This window comes from Natranaerobius trueperi (genome assembly GCF_002216005.1).
Classification (GTDB): domain Bacteria; phylum Bacillota; class Natranaerobiia; order Natranaerobiales; family Natranaerobiaceae; genus Natranaerobius_A; species Natranaerobius_A trueperi.
Window position 1 is genome coordinate 14944 of the sequence record NZ_NIQC01000030.1, and the last position, 18182, is coordinate 33125.

Genomic DNA, 18182 nt, shown 5'->3' on the forward strand with positions numbered 1-18182 from the left:
CGAAGGTTTTGACCATCTTTGATTATCAATAAGAAAATGATCACCCTTGAAAGAAATTTTGATTACAGTATTAGGGTTTTCATCCCACGCTTTCAATCGTGGGATGAAAGCCTATTTTTTAATAAAATACAGTTGTAGTATAAAGTAGAAACATATGCAATTAAATCGTATGAAACAAGAATATAACAGTACCAGAACCCAAACCTAAAGAAACTGATACAGTAATGGGAGTAGATCTAGGATTGAAGGCTCCAGCTGTTTCGGTAACAAGTACCGGAAAAACAAAATTCATTGGAAACGGAAGACCAAACAAGTATATTCGCAGAAAATATAAGTCAAAACGTTCTGAACTAGGTCAAGCCAAGAAGTTAAATGCCAGCAAAACCTTAAATGACAAAGAACAAAGATGGATGAAAGACCAAGATCATAAAATTAGCCGTAAAGTGGTTGATTTTTCAAATATCCGAAACACGGCAAGAACAAGCCGTAAAAACGAAAAGAACCTACATACATGGTCATTCTATCGGTTAGCATTATTTATTGAGTACAAAGCAAAACTAAGAGGTATAGCAGTAGAATATGTAGATCCAAAATATACGAGTCAAACTTGTCCTATATGTAGAAATCGCAACCATGTAAAAGACAGAAACTATCAATGCTCATGTGGTTTTAAAACCCACCGAGATCGGGTAGCAGGAATGAACATCATCCATGCACCTGTGATAGATGGAGTAGCGTAAGCAAAAGTCGATCAGCCTATACTGCTATATGCACTGGTATAGGAAGGGTACTGGCATACCCTTAGCTTGGGAGCTGTCTAAAGCAGAAATGAATTGAGGACGCATAGCTACCCGAAAATCCCACGCATTCATACGTGTGGGAGTGTCAAAACGAGGAGTTCTAACAATTAGTTAGTGGTCAACAAAAAACCAAGCAAGAAGATATATCAGTATGAAAGAAACGAAGTGAAAGGAAATACCACAGGTCTATACCCTTTGATGATGATAATATCGATGATAAGTTAACTCCACACTTAAATCACCTAGGTTATAGTGAAACGAAAGTTAACAAATTAAAATAAAATAATTCTTTCATTTTTCCGAAATTCACTCTTTATATTCGCTTTATATTCGATAAACAAAAGAGGGCCCATCAAATGAGCCCTTAACTTAAAGTTACAACTTTATCTGCTTTCACCATTAGTTCTGCACTTAAATGCATGTTTCCAACCTCACCTACAGCTTTTTTTTCTTCTAAAGAATAATAGCTAAGGCAAGTGCCACAAGCTAACAATTTAACACCTTTCTCTTCTAGAATATTTAATTCCTCTAATGAGTCCGATTCATTTGTAACTAATTTAACCCCAGAATTCATAAATAAGATATGTGTTGGTAAAATTTCTGTTTCATTTAAACTATGTAAATAACTACTCATAAGCTTTACACCTAATTCTTTATCTCCTTCACCTAAAGTATCAGATGTTATTAGTAATATATAATTTTGCGACATAAAAACTCCTCCTTAGTCCTTAATATGCTTCTATATTCTAATTTTAATATATAATATAGTAATTACAAATAGTTTCTATAAATATTAGACAAAAGAACTATAGAGTTCAACTATAAACTACTTCTTAGTTGAATGATTTCCAGGGAAATACCATCATAATCTCGAAAAATTCTTCCCTAAATTAATATCTTTATTATTCTTATTTTGCACCAATTTTACCCGAAAAAGCAAAAGTACGACCAACACCTATTACACCAACGGAATCTAGTTTATCAGCATGAAGTCGCTATACAATGTATAATCAAATTCATTTTATCTTAAATTTACATCCATATAAGTAAAAAAGAATATGAAAACTTCCTATTTGGTAAAACCGTTGAACTAAAACCAGTGAATAAAAGTACTGGAAACCACTTTATGACACTTATCAGGACCTCGTATCTAAACTTCACTAAAACAACAAGGTAATATGTCTAATAGAATTATTCGTATTGATTCAGAAGAGAACAAGTAAAGGATCTCTTAGAATAACTAAAGTTAGTATAGCAAGTTAACTAAACATGCATATTAACAGTTTTTTTAAACTATTATAGAAAAGATGATGTTAATGATAAAAACTCTCATTAAAAAACTATACATTGCTCAAATGAAAGAACATCCCCGTGCTATTAGCAACAAATATTTAAATGGAGATATCTTAATTGAAAATGAGGAAATGAGAAAATGATTAATATTAAAACAGCAAATCATAATTCTATCGCCCATATATTCTGTTCTTCAAGAGCAGATAATGTTGATACTGTATTGGTAGATGGTAAAGAACTTGTAAGAAAGGACAGTTAACTAAAACAGATGAAAATAATCAACTACTTTTGATACTTAATTTCTTAAGGAGGAATGTGATTTGAAAATACCTGAATATGTTGGGCCGTGTGCTTTCGGAATCAAAACGGGAGTAGTTTTACCTGGATGTGATCTAAAAAGTATGATCTTAAAAGAAACTAAAAGAATTAATAAAGATGGGCTTTTAGATACAGGTGATGCGTTATGTGTCACTGAATCTATAGTAGCTCGTGCACAAGAAAATTACATCACTACAGACGAGGTTGCAAAAGAGATTAGAGCAAAACTTAATCTTAAACCAGACAGTAAGCTTGGAATATTGTTTCCGATACTTAGTCGTAACCGATTCTCTCTAATTTTAAAAGGACTAGCAAAAGCCGTACCAAGGGGAGAAATTATATTACAACTATCTCATCCTAATGATGAAGTAGGAAATCAGCTCATTCCCCCAGAAGTATCAGAAAAGATTAGTAATAATGGTAGAGATATAATTAAACCTGAAGATTTAGAAAAAGAATATACACACCCTATTACTAACATTAACTATATGCAGTATTACAATGATATTATTGAAAAAGAAGGAGCTAAATCCACCTTAATTATATCAAATGAACCAATAAATATTCTCGAATATAATCCAGATGGTGTACTTTGTGCTGATATTCATACTCGAGATAAAAATCAAGCAAAACTATCACCTAAGGTTAAGACTTGTACTTTACAGGGTCTATTTAATGATAGTAATCGCAAAGCTTGGTCAGAATGGGGACTTTTAGGAAGCAACATGTCTTCTGAAAATGAGCTAAAATTAGCACCTTATAAATCTGATGAGTTTGCTTGTGATCTACAAAAAGAGATATATGGTACCACAGGTAAACAGATTGAAATAATAATCAGTGGTGATGGAGCATATAAAGACCCTAGTAGTGGGATCTATGAGCTAGCTGATCCACAACCAGCTTTTGGTACTACACCTGGACTTAGAAATCTTATGCGAGAAGGGGTAAAATATAAATTTTTAATTGACCTATATCATAAACAAGGAAAGTCTGAAGAAGAAATACTAAAGTTAATTGAAAAAGAATCTCAGGCTAAAAAAGGTACAAATGATCAAATAGAAACTGAAGGTACCACCCCTCGAAAAATTGAAGATATTTTAGCTAGTCTAGCTGATTTAGTAAGTGGTTCAGCAGATGCCGGAACCCCACTTATTTTAATTAAAAGTATCTAAACTAACCCCCGGCTAAAGTTAGGTCGGGGGTTAACATCAGCTAGTTTTCCTAGTGGAAAGGAGTTTAAACATGATCTATATCACTAATAAAAACGGTATCACTCCACAGTTTAGTAAAGTTTTAGATAGATTTAAAGCAAATTCACGTACTTACCAGGTAGAACAAGAAGTCTTTTATCAAAAGGATAATTTACAAAAAACCTACCATATAGAACTTAAATGCTTAGAAAATATTAATCCAAGTGTTGATATAAAGCTTATTCCTAAGCAATTAATACCAACTGAAATTACAAATATATATTCTTATGAAAATTTTATAGTTTTTTCATCAACTCTAGGAAAAACAGCCGATGAGTTAATACAAAGCTCATTACAAAAAGAAGACTATTACAAAAGTTATTTAATGGACTCTTGGTTTTCTGAATGTGTTGAAACTATTAATAAGCAGATAGATAAATTAACTAATGATCATTTAGAAAGTAATAAAAGAAGTAACCGGTTCTCACCTGGGTATGGAAAAATTAATATTTTGATCAATAAAAAGTTAGACAGACAACTTGAGTTTTCAAATATAACGGTTAATAGTAGAACTGGAATATTATTACCTGAAAAAAGTACAATCTGTTTAATCGGAATCAATATACAAATAACTAATGAAAGGTGGCGATCATTTTATGAAGATCTCAAACATTTATTCAAAAACTAATAGACCTGTATTATCATTTGAAATTTTCCCTCCAAAAAGGAAAAAAAATCAAACACGAAAGGATTTTGACACCCTTTTAAATACTGTTGATAAACTTACTACATTAAATCCAGATTTTATTAGTGTTACGTATGGTGCTGGGGGGACTGATAGTGAGGGAAGCTTTAAGGTTTCTAAATATATAAAAGATAAAGGAGTGGTAGCTCTTCCCCACTTTACTTCCATAGGTTACCCGAGTCAAGAAATTAATTCTTACCTCGAAGATTTGGGTCAAGATGGTTTCGCTAATATCTTAGCTTTAAGGGGTGACCTGCCTAAAGAACCTTCTAAGGCAGATATGGTATGGAAAGATTTTCTTCATGCTACTGATCTAATCAAAATTATCAAGAAAGAATTCCCACGTTTTTGCATAGGAGGAGCTGCTTATCCACAAGGACATCAAGAATCTAATTATGATGGAAAGGATATTGAGGTTATGAAATTGAAAGAAGAAATGGGAGTTGAATTTTTCTTAACTCAATTATTCTTTGATAATGATAAATACCTACGGTTTGTTGAAACAGTCAAAAATCATGGTGTTACTGCACCTATCGGCGCAGGTGTAATGCCTTTAATGAGTCCTAAATTTGTAGACAAAATATTAAAGCTTTCTGGTGCTACATTACATAAAGAATTACACCAAACCCTTGATAAATATAGAGATGATGAAGAAGAATTTCTAAAAAGGACTATCGATTTTTGTATTAGACAAGTAAATGATCTAATTGAAAGAGGAGTAGATGGAATACACCTTTATACTATGAATAAATATCATCCTGTCAAAAAGATTATAAACAATCTTGATATCAAGACAGCAGTTAACACTTAAAGGGATTAAATTTAAGGAGGGGATTTACTATTAACAGTCTAATAAGCAAACTAAAAAACAATGATTTAAAAAAACTAACGTTTTTAGATGGCTCTTATGGTACAGAAATTCAGAGAAGAGGTTTTGAAGGAAATGCTGAATTATTAAATATAATTGATCCTGAATTTGTTAAAAATGTCCACTATGATTATGCAACTGCTGGTGCTAATTTAATTTTAACAAATACTTTTGGAGCAAATAGAATAAAGTTAAAAGATGCAGGTTTAGAAGATAAAGTAAAAGAGATCAATAAAAAGGGTGTTGAACTAGCCAGGGAAGCTACTAAAAATTCACAAAAAGAAGTGTTGGTTGTTGGCGATATTTCTTCAACTGGTAGACTAATTCAACCTATGGGAGAACTTTCTTTTGAAGAAGCTAAAGATGTTTATAAAGAACAAGCAACTTATCTAATTGACTCTAAACCAGATCTAATTAAAATTGAAACAATGACCGATATCAAAGAATTAAAAGCAGCTATTTTAGGGGTAAGATCAATAGATAAAACTATTCCTGTAATCGTTAGTATGAGTTTTGAAGATGATGGGCAAACGATCACAGGCACTACTGTAGAAGCTTATGTAGCATTAATGAATGATCTAGATGTAAATATAATTGGTTTAAATTGTGGTATTAAATCTAAAGATATGGTAGACATTGTTAAAAGGGCTTCAAAGGTTTCTAATAAACCTTTAAGTGTTTCACCTAATGCTGGAGATCCTGATATGGACCTCAGCTATTCTGAAGATGAACATGAATTCACCTTCTATTTAGATGCTATTTCAGATTTTGACAAGGTCACAATAGTTGGTGGTTGTTGTGGAACCACACCTGAATATGTCAAAGTATATAGCGAAAAGTTAAATTGTAAAAAAATAACCTATACAAAACATAATGATGCAAACACTATGCTAGTAACCTCAAGGACTACTTCAGCTCATTTTGATAACTTTATAAAAATTGGTGAAAGAATTAATCCTGCATCTAAAGATTACTTTCAAGAAGAACTTAATAATAAAAACTTCTCACGTATTTACGATGAAGCCTTTGAACAGATGAATGAAGGAAGCGATGTTATAGATGTGAATCTAGGGATTGAAGAACAAGTAGAAAAGCACGATATTGTGGAGATTGTAAATGGTCTTGACTCAATGGGCTGTAAACCTATCTGTTTTGATATACAAACCCATCACCTATTAGAAAAAGCATTAGAAGTCTATCCTGGAAGACCTGTTATTAATTCTTCATCTTGTAACAAAAAAGATTTAGATAAAGCGATAAAATTAATGACTGATTATGGTGGTGTATTAGTCTTACTTGCAATGGCTGGTACCCCTAAAAAAACAGCTAAAGAACGTCTTTTTGAATTACAAGAAGGGTTAGAATATCTAAAGGAAAATTGTATCAAACATGACCGGATTTTAATAGATCCATTAGTATTACCTGTAGGAGCTAATCACTCTCCTGAAACTACTTTAGAAGTCTTAAAAACTGTTACTAATTGGGGTTATAAAACAACATTAGGTCTTTCAAACTTAAGTCATGGTTTACCTGATAGATCTCATCTAAACTCAACTTTTGTATCTATTGCAATATATAATGGTCTGAATAGTGCTATAATGGATACTTCTGATGAAATTGTTATTAAATCAATTGAAAAATCACTTTCGTTACTTGGAAAAGAAACTACTTGGGAAGATAAACCAGTAGATACTAATAATCAAATAGTAAAAGATATTTTAAAGGGAAATTCTGATCAAATCTTAAAAGAAGTTAAAGATAAGATTCACGATATGAATCCCCTAGAAGTTAGTCAGACCGTACTAGGAACAGCAATGCAAGAAATTGGCGATTTATATAACCATAAAAAAATCTATCTCCCCCAATTACTTTTATCAGCTGAAACTGTACAACCAGCTTTTGATTATTTAAACGAATTAGTAGGAAAAACAGAACAAGAAAAAAAAGGTACAATAATGCTAGCTACTGTTAAGGGCGATGTTCATGACATTGGGAAAAAAATTGTCGGAACTATTTTAAAGAGCGGTGGGTTTGAAATATGCGATATAGGAATAGATGTTTCTGCTGAAGAGATAGTAAAACAAGTTAAAGAAGTTAAGCCTGATATCTTAGGATTATCAGCCATGATGACAAGTACAATTAAAGAAATCGAAGAAGTTACTAAACTATTAAATAAGGAAAAAATCAACATTAAAGTAATAGGTGGTGGTGCCTCACTTAACCCAAAACTAGCTCGAGATTTTGGGTGTGATGAATATGCTAAAGATGCATATGAGGCCTTAAAAAAATGTGAAAAACTAGTTTAATAGGTAAGTTTATTACTCACCTATTTTAACAAATTTTCTAAGAGTTTTTATCTTTTGGTGGACACTTTTCTGAAGCTATTAAATGAAACATTTAGATAATAATTGAAGAGTTAAAAAGGTAAATCGACCTAATTACATAAACTCAAAGTGGATCCATTGGAAAGACCAGGCTATCAGAGAATTCACTAGTATTCTAAATCACCCTTGCCAGCCATTATAGCTGGCCTCCCCTTTTTTATCTCTTTATTGTTTAATTATAACACTTACTTTTATGGCAACTTTTTTTGATTGTGTTTAGTAATTCACCTTATTATAGCACGGTGAACCACTTAATCCGCTCCTTCATTCACAGCTAGGCCATACAACTCTAAGTAATATGTTTCTATAAATTTATTTCCTCTTTTGATATTACACTATATGAATGCCATGGAGTTACTATCTTTTGTTTAGCTAAATTTTTAAGCTTTTTCATTCCCTCTTCAAAGCCTAACTGTACATTTGCTGTTATAATAAACTCCATATTTCACCTAAAAATTTTGTATTTTAATCTAATTCCTTCTTAATACTAAAAATAAATCTATCTATAAAAGGTGATTACTATTCCTCTTTATTTAGTTAGCAAAATTATTAAGAAAACATTACAAATAAAAAATATTTATCTACTAATTTTAGGAATATTATTTATCATGCTAAGCTCTTTCGTATTCTATTTTTTAGAACCTGATACGTACAAAACTCCTTTTATAGGATTTTGGTATGTTATGAGCACCATTTCACAACAAGGATATGGAGACTTTCTTCCAGATACTGTATCAGGTGAAATATATGCTATTTTCCTCTATTTTATTGGTATTGGTATTTTTGGTGTAATTATATCAAAGTGGGTAGAAGGAGTAAATCAATACAGGCAAATTAAGGAGGAAGGTGCTTTGGATTACTTAGGCAGTGGTCATATTTTACTAATCAATTGGTCTAAAAAAACTAAAGATACTATAGAGCAATTAATTGCTGAAGGTTACAAAGATATTGTACTAGTTGATAATTTAGATAAAACACCTATACAGAGTAACAAAGTTCACTATATAAAAGGTTTACCGACTAATAAAGAAACTTTACATAAGGCTAATATTTTAAAATCTAAAGCCCTAATTATCTTTTCTAAAGAAGTTGATACTGATGATACATCAATAGATGGTAGAACGTTATTAACAAGTTTAGCTGTTCAAGAAATATTATATAAAAACAATACTGATATTCATACAACAGTAGAAGTCTTAAATGATCAACATGAAATATACTTTAGTAATATTGCTGTAATTAATCAAATTATAGTTTCACATCGTATTTTTTCTAGTACTGTTACCCTATCCCTTATACAAAATGATAAATTTTAAATTTTCAACTTATATCTAGCAACATTAGGATCATCTAAAAGCTGCCATTCCCCATATTCTCCTAAATTCCTAGCCGCTAATTCAAAATGCATCATGGCTATACCACAAACTAAACGCTTAGAAATATTAATTATGGATGACCTTTGGTCATAATATAAAGTGATTTCATTGTTATTTGTAATATTAAAGCACCATGGCTGCCTATTTACAGCAGATGGAGCTACTCACGAAGCCTCTATTGCTTCTTTTATCCAAGCTAAATTAGATGAAAGATGGGTTTCATTACAAAGCTCTTCCCAATTTGTAAGTTTTGTTATGTCTATTGCAGATTTCATAATATTCACCACCTTATTTCACATTTAAAATCAATACAATTATAAACCTATAGATAATCAATTTCGTTTAAGGTAAAAATAAAATCACTACCTTTCATGAAGCTTAAGTATTAAAGTAGTCTTTAGGCATTAAGCTTATAAAGAGCACGTGTTTAAAAATCAAAACACACGCTAATAATAAACTCAAACACTAGTCTAGGAGGATTTAGAATGCATAAAGGAGATATAATCTTAACAGGAGCATTAGCTGGATTCATAGGCAATATAGTTAAATTACTAACAGCTTTTTTAATGTATTATACAGGAATAATTAATAAAACTTACCTACATATAGCTAGTAAGTATTATCAGCATGATTCATTAGATAATATATTTGCTATATTAAACAGTCTAGTAGCTGATTTTTTCTATGCTGCTACTTTAGGTGTAATTTTTTTTATAATCCTAAAAAACACTAACATGTACTATGCTAAATTAAAAGGCCTACTTTTCGGTGGATTATTACATATACTTAATAATGGAGTACTAATCTTTGATGGTTTTAATGATGTCGTATTAGATGAAGCTACTGAGTTCTTTCTATTATTCCCGACTCTAATATTTGGATTTGTTACATGTTGGATTATAAAAAAACGAAGTTTAAATTAATTTTTGTAAACTACAAACTATAGTCATTTCATATTGATATGATCTCTTCTGGGTTTTTGGATACAATAAACTAGATCAGCAAACTTTCCTTCAGTTTATACTACCTTTTTATGTTCTTCAAAGTTCTTATATGTACAATTAATTGTATACATATCGGGCTTTTTAGAATTAGTCAATCTTTCTCTTTTTTAAAAGAACATTTTCATGTACTTTTTGAATATATTTTCAAATGTAGGTTAGGAGTAGTCTCTAAACCTGCTGATTTTCTCTTCTGTTCACTAATTAATAATATTTTATTAATAAAACTCTTTAGTGTATAAGTTCCACTAGTTAAGGCTTCCATAATAATCGAACTTTTCTTTTAATTTAGCTACAAATATAGCTGCGCATATGGTACTAGTCGACAATGGAGAATGCAGAAGTTTGAATTTATATAAAGGATTGTTCAAAAGGCGAGAGAGCGATTAACTAATATCTTAGTTAAAAAGAGCAAAGAAATATCTAACTTAACTATCGCAATGAAATAAAATACATACCCCGCAATCGCGGGGCATTGTTATCTATTGTCTATTTTTTCAGGATACATGTTATGTTCTTGTAACCTTTTTTTAGCCATCTCTTCATATTCAGTACCTGGTCTACCGTAATTTACATAAGGATCAATACTTATACCACCTCTTGGAGTGAACTTACCCCACACCTCAATATATTTAGGATCCATTAACTCTTTTAAATCATTTAAAATAGTATTTACACTATCTTCATGAAATTCACCTGTATTTCTAAAGCTAAATAAGTACAGTTTAAGTGACTTACTTTCTACTAACTTTTTGTCAGGAATGTATTGGATGTAAATTGTAGCGAAATCAGGTTGATTAGTCTTAGGACATAATGTTGTAAACTCTGGGCAATTAAAAGTTACCATGTAATCTCTATCTGGGTGTCTGTTATCAAAACACTCTAATATTTCAGTAGTATAATCACTTGGATATTCAGTTTGGTTACTTCCTAATATAGTTAAGTCTTCAGCATTACTCATGATTTTTCTCCTTTCTTTCTAGGAACTTTTTAAGCCCTTCACTACGAAGTTTACATGCAGGACACTCTCCACATCCTGCACCAGGTTTACCTTCATAGCAAGTAACAGTATTTTCTTTAATTATATCAAAAACACCTAAGTCATAAGCTAGTTTCCAAGTTTCTTCTTTATTTAGGAAGATCAATGGAGTTTCTAATTCAAATTCATAGTCCATTGCTAAGTTTAGTGTTGTATTTAATGATTTAATAAATACATTTCGACAATCAGGGTATCCACTAAAGTCCTCTTGTGATACACCTGTTACAACATGTCTTATGTCATTATTCTTTGCAACAATAGCTGCAAATGTTAAAAATAACATATTCCTACCATCAACAAAGGTATTTGGCACCCCACCTTCTTTTTCCTCAATTTCTATATAATGTTTAGTTAGGGAGTTATTTGTAAGTTCACTTAATAAGTCCATATTAACTATTTGATGAGAGATATTATGTTGTTCACAAATTTGTTTTGCAAATTCTAATTCTATTTCATTTCTTTGTCCGTAATCAAAGCTAACTGCTTTTATTTCATCAAAATTTTCTAAAGCCCAAAAAAGACAAGTAGTACTGTCTTGTCCTCCACTTAAAACTACTAATGCTTTTTTCATAGTTCTCCTCCTTCACTAATTAGTCCGGTAACAGATTAATTAATTCATTTCTTAGATCACTTTCTATTTCAAATTTTCCTCTTAAAGTACTAGTTTTAGTTACAGTACCTGGCTTTTTAACACCTCTTGCAGTCATACAAGAATGTATACCTTTAATTACAACTGCAACATCTTCAGATCCTGTTATCATTGTCATAATATCAGCTATATCAGAACCGATTCGTTCTTGTAGTTGTAGCCTTTTACTTACCATCTCAGCAATCCTTACTATTTTACTAAGTCCTACTACTTTACCAACAGGCAAATATGCAACACTTATCTGTAGGTTCATAAGTGCCATATGATGTTCACACCAACTAAAACATGGTATATCTTCAACTATCACCATGTCCTTACAATTTTCATCATAGATATCTTCATCAAAAGTCTTATCTGCCATCTCTGCTATTTGTTTATTAGTATAATTAGTCCCTTCAAAAATCTCTTGATACATTTTAGCTACTCTTGCAGGTGTTTCTTTTAATCCTGACCTTTCCGGGTCTTCACCTATTTCTTGTAATAACTGATAAACTAAGTTTTCAATTCGTTCTATATTCACTTCTAAACACCTCTCATATCAGGATCCCAGATTATCTTGTGAAGTTGTAATTGTACTTTAACATCATTAGTATTATTTTCTTTTATAAACTCAACTATTTGACTTGGCTCTAACATACCAAAAACAGGACTTAGAAATACTTGCGTTTTCTTATTTAGATTATATTTATCAATAATTTCAAGTACCTTATTTAAATCTTTATCATTTCCACATACAAACTTAATTGCATCGTTTTTTTGTAAGGATTTAATATTAGCAATTAGCATATCACTTTCCATATTACTAGATGGAAGCTTGTAATCCATAATAATATTCACATCATTATCAATCCATTTTATATCAACTGCACCATTGGTTTCAATATCTACATTATACCCTTTGTCTAATAAAGTTGTAATTAAAAAAGACAAGCTATCTTTATCCTGTAATAATGGCTCCCCTCCTGTCAGAAGAATACTGTTCACACCGCTTTGTTCAATTTCAGAAACTAAATCATGAGTGCTTTTTTCTATGTACTCACTATTTAGCGATCTGGCATAGTCAGTATCACAGTAAGAACAATTCAAATTACAACCCTGAAACCTAACAAAAAAAGCTAATTGACCTGCATGAGGCCCTTCACCATTAATACTTACAAAGGTTTCATTAACCTTAAACATAGACCTTCCTCCTATTCTGAATAAATAACTGCATTATTTGGTGTTTCATAAACAGTAACCTGACTCACATTATATTCTTTTTCTTGGAGTTTTTTATATATAAACTGTGATAACCTCTCTGCAGTAGGTCTAAAAGGTAAAGTTATTTGTTCCTCTTCTACCTTTAATTCTTTCCCTTCAACAATGACCTTATGGTCAAACATATCTGATAGCTGTTTTAAATCTTTCTTTAAAATAGAAAAATCAACAACCATATCACGCTCTGAGCCTTCTTCTTTTAATTTTTCTTCACTTACTTGTACAATAACCCTCCACCTATGGCCATGTAAATTTTTGCATTTACCTTCATGACCTTCTAGGTTATGTGCTGCATCAAAACTAAATTCTGATTGTAAAGTAAACATTTCTATCACTCCTAGATAAACTTAATCACTATTAAGTAGTGTACCAAAATATATACACAAAAATCAATTTAAAAACTAGATAATGGTTTTCCTAGCTGTATTATTTGGGCTACCACTTTCTAGAGTATCATTACCATTTTCTCTGCGTATTCCTTCTAATAGGACAACCAGCAAAGTATGGTGAGATAAACTCAGATAGAGAGTTTAGCCATAAATATTTTTTAGATATATAAACCTCGCTACAGCAAAGGGGATTCTCAAGATGAATTCATAGATTCTCTAGAAAGATAAAAGAAAAGGATTATAACCGCTTTAAATGCTTTTTGATTAATTATTTACTATCATACTGCAATGAAACTAACTGATAAAGCTCTTCATCAGATAATTTACTAATATCCATATCATCTGAAGATCCTGATACTACTAGATCAAAGAGTTCTTTTTTGCTATTTAACATATCATTTATTTTTTCTTCAAAGGTACCTTTAGTAATTAATCTATATACTTGTACTTGCTTAGCTTGCCCTATTCTATGAGTTCTATCAGTAGCTTGGTTTTCAACAGCAGGATTCCACCATAAATCATAATGAATTACATACGCTGCTTCTGTTAAATTAAGACCAGTACCTCCTGCTTTTAAAGATATAATCATAACGTGTCCATGTAGTGATTTCTTAAAGTCATCTATCATTTCTTCTCTATGTTTTCTTGTTACTCCACCATGAAAAAATAGTGGTGTGATTTCTAATTCACTAGCTAACATTTCTTTTAAGAGGTCACCTGCTTCTTTATATTGAGTAAAGATTAAGACTTTTTCTTTTTTAGATATAATATCTTTAACTAATTCTAAAGTTTTTTGTGACTTACCAGATACAAAAGGACTAATATTTGAATCTCTTTTAGTATATTGAACTGGATGATTACAAATCTGTTTAAGAGATGTAATTAGCTTAAATACCATACCTTTTCTTTCTATATCATCACTTTCTGCTATCTTTTCCATCAAATCATTTAGAAGCTGCTGATAAAGGGCAGCTTGTTCTTTTTTAAGTGAACAATACTCGTCTTTTTCGATTTTATCTGGAAGTTCTTTTACAATATCTTTATCTGTTTTTGCTCTTCTCATAATAAAAGGAGATGTTATCTTATTTAACGTTTCTATTTTATTAGCATCTCTATATCTTTCAATAGGTGTAGCGAAAGTTTTTCTAAAACTTTCTTTCGACCCTAAATAACCTTTATTTATAAAGTCAAATATACTCCACAGTTCTGCTAAACTATTTTCAACAGGGGTACCAGTTAAAGCTATTTTTCTTTTAGCTGGTATTGATTTGATTGCTTTAGTTTGTTGACTTACAGGATTTTTTATATTTTGAGCTTCATCTATGGCCATTACACTCCATGTTTTTCGTTTAAACCTATTTTCTTCTTTTCTTGCAAGGGTGTAGGTAGTTAGAATTACATCTTTTCCCCTAGTACTTAACCTTCGTTTATTACCATAATATATATCAACTTTTAAAGATGGAGCAAACTTTTCAAATTCTTTTTTCCAGTTACCTAATAGTGACGTAGGACATATTATTAAAACTGGTTCAGTTAACTTATTTTCATAAGCTAATTTAGATACCATAGCAATCAATTGAATAGTTTTACCTAACCCCATATCATCAGCTAAACAGCACCCAAGTCCTAATTCTGTAACTTTATATAACCAGCTAAATCCTAAGTTTTGATAATGTCTTAAAAAACCTTCAAAATTTGGTGTAGTTTCTAATTTAGTAGTTTGCATCAACTTATTTAAAATAGCAGATAAGTTATCTCCTATTACAAGACTATCATCATTATAAGTACCTGAGAGAGATGCTTTAACTAGTTCTTGTGTTGTAGGCTCTGTTGGGTTATATTCAAGTTTTTTCATTAATTCTTTTACTTCATTAGGATCTAGAAATACATATTTATCCTTAAATCTAACAATTTCTTTTTTAGTATCAACTAATTCCATAAATTCTTCAAAGCTAATTGTACTGTCACCTAATGCTACTTGATAAGAAAATTCTGTTAATTTATCTAAAGTTAAAGATGGCTCTCCTTCTGAACCAGAAGAAACTTCAGCTTTTAAGGCAGTTTTTGGACGTATCAGTTTTTGTAATTCTTTTGGAATCATTATTTTTATATTTAGAAGCTTACAGATCTTTTCACCTTCATTTAATAATGAGAGTAATTCACTTGAAGTTATTTTTACTGGCCTTGCTTCATTATCTCTCATAAATTTATTTACTTGTTCGATCTGACGACTTAAAAGTAAAAGCTGGCTTATTATTTCATACTTAACTAACCCTATCGGTAAAGAAAGGGTGTAATCTTTAGATGTTAAGTATATATCTTTTAGACTTACTAACTCTTGGGCTGATGCATGTTTGTTTTCTGCTAATACATTTAGAAAAAATTCGTCGTTCTCTCCTATTTCAATTTTTAAAACAGGAGTTATCTTTTTAGGCTCTAAATTCAATTCATCTAACCACCGACGAACCACTTCAAGTGTATTTTCCTCTTCAAACCTTTCCGGAGTATATAAATAGCCTTTGAAAAAAGTGTCTTTTAATTTATTATTTAAGACATCTTTAGAGAAGCGTTGAACTAATCTTGTAAGTAATAAGGAGATGAACAAACTAACTGCTTTATCTTTTTCTAAAGGTGTTTTAGTTTCTTCAAAAACAACAAAGTTGTTAGGTATTAAATATGTAAGCTTTTTCAAGACTTTTTTTACACTACTACTATTTCTAAAAAAGGGTTCATATAGAATATAAAAACTATTTTCATGTATATTTTTCAAAGAAGGTATGAACCTTCCCGATTGTGCTAATGATTGTGATAATGCACTAGAAAGAATGAAAAACTTCCAAACGCAAGATTCAGAACTTAAAAAATCTTCTAATGATAATTCAAATAAATATTCTAATAATAGATTAGCCTTTATTTTATAACCTTCTGGTGTTGAATCAGCAAAGTCATATAAATATCCTGAAACACTTTCTTCTTTAGAAATCAGAAAATAACTCTCAGAAAGTAAATTTTCTTTAGGAAGCGATGGAATAATTAAATTTAAACTATCTGGCAGTTCTTTCATCTGGTCTTTTTCTCTATAAAGAGGCACTTGTAAAAAAGCTGTTTCTTTCATAACCATCCGATATGTTTTTCTTAACTCTTTTTTGAAATCAGATCTAGCATAAAACAATGGCTTAGAAGAAAGAAAGGACAAAATTTCTTTTGAAACATTATCTTCAGCAATATCACTTAAGTCAGGAAAAGTATCTAACTCTTCTTTGTCTAACTTTTCATCTATAAAAGTACAATTTTCATCATCTTGATTAATTTTTTCTTCAATTATACCTGCAGCTTCTAATAATTCTTCTTTTTTTACTCCTCTAATTTCAAATAACAAAAAAGGATCCTTATCTATCTCCCCTGCTAACATATAAACTACAGCAGTTAAATGTTTACAAGGATTTGCCCAGTCAGGGCAAGAACAATTAGCATCAAATTCATCCCAAGTATTAGGTAAAAGCTTAACCCCATGTTCATTTAAAGATTCAAAGAGTTCAGTTGGTAATTCTCCTAGCTTCAAACGAGCAGCTATTGACAAGTTACCTTTTATAACCCTATTTACTATATCATTCTCCTCTTTTGTAAAGAATCGTAGGCTAATATCTATATCATATGGTGTTGGTCTTCTTCCCTCTACTTCACCTATAATTTTCCCCTTATTCACTTTTATATCTAAAACAGCTCCCTTACGAGCATAACTTCTCCCCCTAGGTAATCTAGAAACGTCTCGACTTATTTCATTTAAAGCTTCTAACCATTGTTTCCCCCACCAAGTTAAACCAAATGTCGTTTTACTCATCAAGTCTACCTCCAGATATCATAACATTTGTAAATATTTTATCATAAACAATATTCTATAGTAATAGCTGTATCACATTACTGATGAGTTTAATTAACGTTATTCATCAGGAATAGTTATCATAACAGACAGTATAATTATCAGAGAAAATATATCTACTGTACTCATATCAATTTCCTACTAGCTCATTATGTCCCATCAATACCTTTATTCCTATTACTGTTATCTACTTTGTCCTTACCCTTTGTGTCGTCATCTAAAAGTTTTTTAAGTTCATTAATCTCTTCCTGTGATAATTTGTCCTGTTTAATAAAGTTTGCCACTAACATAGAAACCGATCCATTATATACTTTTTCTAAAAAAGTTTCCGTTTCCGTAATCCTACACTCCTCTCTTGACAGCATAGGATAATACAAATAGCGTGTGGTATTTTTCTTCATCCAACAACACCTTTTTTTACTAATCTACTAATCAGGGTATGAACAGTTTTTGGTTTCCAGTCTGTTTGAGGCTGTAATCGTTCTATAATAGCACTAGAGTGAATTGGATAATTGTCCCACAAAATCTCAATGACTTCCCATTCAGAATCAGATATTTTATTAATTTTTTTAACCACAAAAAACCCTCCTACACATGTATTCCGGTAATTACGTCTTACATGGATAGGAAAAATATGTCAACAGTTGTTGAGGAAACTTTTTTTGGCGTGGCTTCATTTTTGTTTTTGAATTAAAAAAAGTACCCTAATAGGTAGACTTTTTTGTCCACTCTATAGGGTACTTTTTAATCTATAATTTTCTAATATTACTCACCGGACATAATCTTTTCTAAATCATCATTAACTGTAGAGTTTGGTCTCATATCAAACTTATCAACTAATACATTTAATACATTTTCTGATATAAAAGCTGGTAAGGTTGGACCAATATAGATTTTCTTTACACCTAAGTGCAATAATGCAAGAAGTACTAATACAGCTTTTTGTTCATACCATGCAATGTTATAAGAAACAGGTAGTTCATTAATGTCTTC

At 30.9% G+C, this 18182-nt stretch carries 14 protein-coding genes and 4 pseudogenes; 7 read left to right on the plus strand and 11 right to left on the minus strand.

Features of this window, described 5'->3' with window-relative positions; translation table 11 throughout:
- Positions 1-182 precede the first annotated feature (182 nt).
- Positions 183-740, plus strand: a pseudogene (locus tag CDO51_RS10905) (RNA-guided endonuclease InsQ/TnpB family protein); the annotation flags it as partial.
- A gap of 424 nt (positions 741-1164) precedes the next feature.
- Here CDO51_RS10905 and yedF read toward each other — a convergent pair.
- Positions 1165-1509 carry a sulfurtransferase-like selenium metabolism protein YedF gene (gene yedF, locus CDO51_RS10910; protein ID WP_089024295.1) on the minus strand — a complete coding sequence of 115 codons (345 nt, stop codon included), beginning with the start codon at positions 1507-1509 and terminating at the stop codon, positions 1165-1167.
- Positions 1510-2413: 904 nt separating this feature from the next.
- On the opposite strand from yedF, the gene CDO51_RS10915 reads away from it, so the two are divergent.
- The 4 genes from CDO51_RS10915 (at position 2414) to CDO51_RS10930 (ending at position 7520) form a co-directional block, all read left to right on the plus strand.
- Positions 2414-3583: a coenzyme F420-0:L-glutamate ligase gene (locus CDO51_RS10915; RefSeq protein ID WP_089024296.1), complete on the plus strand. Its 1170-nt coding sequence runs from the start codon at positions 2414-2416 to the stop codon at positions 3581-3583.
- Positions 3584-3653: 70 nt separating this feature from the next.
- Entirely contained in the window at positions 3654-4289 is a 636-nt protein-coding gene (locus CDO51_RS10920; protein ID WP_089024297.1) for a hypothetical protein, read from the plus strand.
- Entirely contained in the window at positions 4258-5157 is a 900-nt protein-coding gene (locus CDO51_RS10925) for a methylenetetrahydrofolate reductase (protein WP_158212434.1), read from the plus strand. Before CDO51_RS10920 ends, CDO51_RS10925 begins: the two co-directional genes overlap by 32 nt.
- 41 nt (positions 5158-5198) lie before the next feature.
- Positions 5199-7520 (plus strand): homocysteine S-methyltransferase family protein, encoded by a 2322-nt coding sequence (locus tag CDO51_RS10930; protein ID WP_276207034.1) that lies wholly within the window; start codon positions 5199-5201, stop codon positions 7518-7520.
- Positions 7521-7902: 382 nt separating this feature from the next.
- Here the strand turns inward: CDO51_RS10930 and CDO51_RS13870 are convergent, their stop codons facing one another.
- Complete coding sequence (locus CDO51_RS13870; protein ID WP_158212435.1) at positions 7903-8040, minus strand: hypothetical protein; 138 nt, start codon at positions 8038-8040, stop codon at positions 7903-7905.
- A 166-nt stretch (positions 8041-8206) separates the two neighbouring features.
- Here CDO51_RS13870 and CDO51_RS10935 point away from each other — a divergent pair, with 166 nt between their 5' ends.
- The gene (locus CDO51_RS10935) at positions 8207-8914 is read left to right on the plus strand and encodes an ion channel (RefSeq protein ID WP_089024300.1); all 708 of its coding nucleotides are present in this window, start codon (positions 8207-8209) and stop codon (positions 8912-8914) included.
- On the opposite strand, the pseudogene CDO51_RS15515 reads toward CDO51_RS10935, so the two are convergent.
- A pseudogene (locus CDO51_RS15515) lies at positions 8911-9126 on the minus strand (nitroreductase family protein); the annotation flags it as partial. The gene CDO51_RS10935 and the pseudogene CDO51_RS15515 overlap by 4 nt on opposite strands.
- Before the next feature lie 333 nt (positions 9127-9459).
- Here CDO51_RS15515 and CDO51_RS10945 point away from each other — a divergent pair.
- Positions 9460-9897, plus strand: a complete 438-nt coding sequence (locus tag CDO51_RS10945) for a hypothetical protein (RefSeq protein WP_089024302.1) — start codon at positions 9460-9462, stop codon at positions 9895-9897.
- Positions 9898-10453: 556 nt separating this feature from the next.
- Here the strand turns inward: CDO51_RS10945 and queF are convergent.
- The 8 genes and pseudogenes from queF to CDO51_RS10985 all read right to left on the minus strand — a co-directional run.
- Positions 10454-10936, minus strand: coding sequence for a preQ(1) synthase (queF, locus tag CDO51_RS10950; RefSeq protein ID WP_089024303.1), 483 nt, complete (start codon positions 10934-10936; stop codon positions 10454-10456).
- The gene (queC, locus tag CDO51_RS10955) at positions 10929-11585 is read right to left on the minus strand and encodes a 7-cyano-7-deazaguanine synthase QueC (RefSeq protein ID WP_089024304.1); all 657 of its coding nucleotides are present in this window, start codon (positions 11583-11585) and stop codon (positions 10929-10931) included. The genes queF and queC overlap by 8 nt, the downstream gene beginning before the upstream one ends.
- A gap of 19 nt (positions 11586-11604) precedes the next feature.
- On the minus strand, positions 11605-12183 hold the full coding sequence (gene folE, locus CDO51_RS10960) for a GTP cyclohydrolase I FolE (RefSeq protein ID WP_089024305.1): 579 nt from the start codon (positions 12181-12183) through the stop codon (positions 11605-11607).
- Positions 12184-12185: 2 nt separating this feature from the next.
- The gene (queE, locus tag CDO51_RS10965) at positions 12186-12842 is read right to left on the minus strand and encodes a putative 7-carboxy-7-deazaguanine synthase QueE (protein ID WP_089024306.1); all 657 of its coding nucleotides are present in this window, start codon (positions 12840-12842) and stop codon (positions 12186-12188) included.
- A gap of 11 nt (positions 12843-12853) precedes the next feature.
- Positions 12854-13246 (minus strand): 6-carboxytetrahydropterin synthase QueD, encoded by a 393-nt coding sequence (queD, locus tag CDO51_RS10970; protein ID WP_089024307.1) that lies wholly within the window; start codon positions 13244-13246, stop codon positions 12854-12856.
- 331 nt (positions 13247-13577) lie between these two features.
- The gene (locus CDO51_RS10975) at positions 13578-17150 is read right to left on the minus strand and encodes an SNF2-related protein (RefSeq protein WP_089024308.1); all 3573 of its coding nucleotides are present in this window, start codon (positions 17148-17150) and stop codon (positions 13578-13580) included.
- Positions 17151-17338: 188 nt separating this feature from the next.
- Positions 17339-17766: pseudogene (locus CDO51_RS15520) on the minus strand (BlaI/MecI/CopY family transcriptional regulator).
- Positions 17767-17954: 188 nt separating this feature from the next.
- Positions 17955-18182 (minus strand): annotated as a pseudogene (locus CDO51_RS10985) (hydroxylamine reductase); the annotation flags it as partial.